The sequence below is a fragment of the Methylobacterium iners genome, from assembly GCF_022179305.1.
In the GTDB taxonomy this organism is placed as follows: Bacteria; Pseudomonadota; Alphaproteobacteria; order Rhizobiales; family Beijerinckiaceae; genus Methylobacterium; species Methylobacterium iners.
Genome location: NZ_BPQP01000164.1, coordinates 1 through 2,158 on the forward strand (window position 1 = coordinate 1; position 2,158 = coordinate 2,158).

Here is a 2,158-nt window from a genome sequence, read left to right on the forward strand (position 1 = left end):
TGATCTCTACCTCGACATTGCCGCGGATTGCTCGCGAGTAGGGGCACACCTCCTCGTGCGTGATGCGGACCATCTCCTCGACCTCTGCCCTGTCGCGATCCGGGACTGACACCTCAAGGGAGATGGTCAGCTGGAAGAAGCCGCTTTGCTCCCGGCCGATGCCAACGTGAGCGGTGACACAGGACTCGCGGATTGGAGCTTTGCGCTCGCGTGCCACTCGTAGGAGGGCGTTCTCGAAGCAAGCGGCGTAGCCAGCTGCAAAGAGCTGCTCCGGGTTCGTCGCAGCGCCGCCCACACCCCCAAGTTCCTTGGGCATGGCAAGGCTGAGATCGAGGACACCATCTACGGACCGGACGCGGCCCTGCCGTCCGCCGGTGGCGGTCGCGGTTGCGGTGTAGAGTACGTCCATACGCTTTCTCCCGGGTTGTCCACCATCGCGATCACGAACAGGCTACCACCGCAAGGGCCGCTTAGCTTCCGCCCGAGCAAAGATACTAGGGACCGAACTAGGAACCAGATCAGTCCCGTACGTACGCCGTTTATCTCGTGGAGCCGCCTTCTCAGCACGGGCGGCCTCGTCCACCTGGGAACGGACCTTCCTAGCTTCCGCTAGGGGTCGATTCCGTTGAAAAACTTGTTGGCGGCCGAGAACGGCGGCGAGCGCGAGGGGTCGTCATGGTGAGGCGGGCGTGCGCCCCGCCGATCAAGCCGGGCTCGGCTGCAGGACTGGGATGAGTTTGGCGAGCTTCCTGAGGTTCTGGGCGGCGGCTGCGAGGTGGAACTCGTCTCTCGCTCCATTTGGGCCTCGTAACCGGAGACGATCTAGCTTCAGGATACGCTTGAGGTGGGCAAACAGCATCTCGACCTTCTTGCGCTCGCGCCGTGAGGTCTTGCCTTCCTCGGGTCGGGCGATGTCGCGGGCCATGTCCCGCGCACCCTCGTAGATCGAGCGTGGGATCTTACGCACCGAGGCCGCAGGACAGCATCGCTGTTTGAGCGGGCATGGCGCACAGTCGACCTTGCTCGCCCGATACAGCAGTGTCGCCCCATCGTTGACCAGGGTGCCCGTCGTAGCCAGCACCTTGCCCGCCGGGCAGCGATAGATGTCGCCGGGCTGATCGTAGGTGAAGTCGGCACGCGAGAAGGTGCCGTCAGTGCGGCCCGACTTGTCGAACACGCTGATGTGCGGCTCGATGCCCTGTTCGTAGACGAGCCAGCCCAGCATCTCCGCCGAGCCATAGCTGCTGTCGCCCGCGAGCCTGGCCGGATAGAGGTCGAAGCATTCGCGCGAGCGCTCGATCATGCGCTTGGCGGCGGTGACCTCGGCCTGCCGCATGGCGGTGGTTGCCTCGACATCGACGATGATCGCGTGGTCGAGGTCGATCAGGTAGTTGGCCGTGTAGGCGAAGAAGGCTTGGCCGCCATGCGCTCCGGTCCAGCGCGCTGCCGGGTCGACGGGCGAGATGAACTTGGGCGGTATCGATGTGGCGGCTCCGAAGGCGGCCTCGTCGAGGACGGCCAAGTACTCCTGAGCGGCGCGGCTCACGGCTTCGGGTCGGAGACCGGCGGAGCCCTCGACACCCTTCTGCCGACTGGTGTCGGCCTTGATCAGGCTGCCATCGACGGCAAAGCCTTCGCCGCCGACGAGCCCTTCGGCGATGCAGCGGGCGAGCACACGCTCGAACAGGCGGCGCAGCAGGTCGCTGTCGCGAAAGCGGCCGTGGCGGTTCTTGGAGAAGGTGGAGTGATCCGGCACCTGGCCTTCCAGGCCGAGCTGGCAGAACCAGCGATAAGCAAGGTTGAGGTGGACCTCGTCGCAGAGCCGGCGCTCGGAGCGGATGCCGAGGCAATAGCCGACGATCAGCATGCGGATCATCAACTCGGGATCGACCGAGGGCCGGCCCATGGTGGCGTAGAAGGGTGCAAGCTCCTGGCGCAGACCAGTCAGGTCGACGAAGCGATCGATGGAACGCAGAAGATGGTCGGCGGGAACGTGGGTGTCGAGCGAGAACTCATAGAACAAGGCACCTTGCTCGACTTGCCGCGCACCCATCATCTGCTTCATCTCCTGCCTATCAACAGGAGTGAATCATCCCAAATCTGCCTGCGCAACAGCCGCGTTTTTCAACAAAATCGGTCGAAAGCGGAACGTCCGCTT

Annotated in this window: 2 protein-coding genes; both read right to left on the bottom strand. The window is 64.1% G+C overall.

Features of this window, described 5'->3' with window-relative positions:
• Window positions 1-409 (bottom strand): organic hydroperoxide resistance protein (locus tag MFF55_RS26570; RefSeq protein ID WP_238247233.1); only part of this gene is annotated, 409 nt, incomplete at its 3' end.
• A 294-nt stretch (window positions 410-703) separates the two neighbouring features.
• Window positions 704-2,056 carry a transposase gene (locus tag MFF55_RS26575; RefSeq protein WP_238247235.1) on the bottom strand — a complete coding sequence of 451 codons (1,353 nt, stop codon included), beginning with the start codon at window positions 2,054-2,056 and terminating at the stop codon, window positions 704-706.
• Window positions 2,057-2,158: the final 102 nt, after the last annotated feature.

Bases quoted from the DNA above. Each gene is read 5' to 3' on its own strand.
- MFF55_RS26575 (WP_238247235.1), bottom strand. From the start codon at position 2,056: ATGATGGGTGCGCGGCAAGTCGAGCAAGGTGCCTTGTTCTATGAGTTC.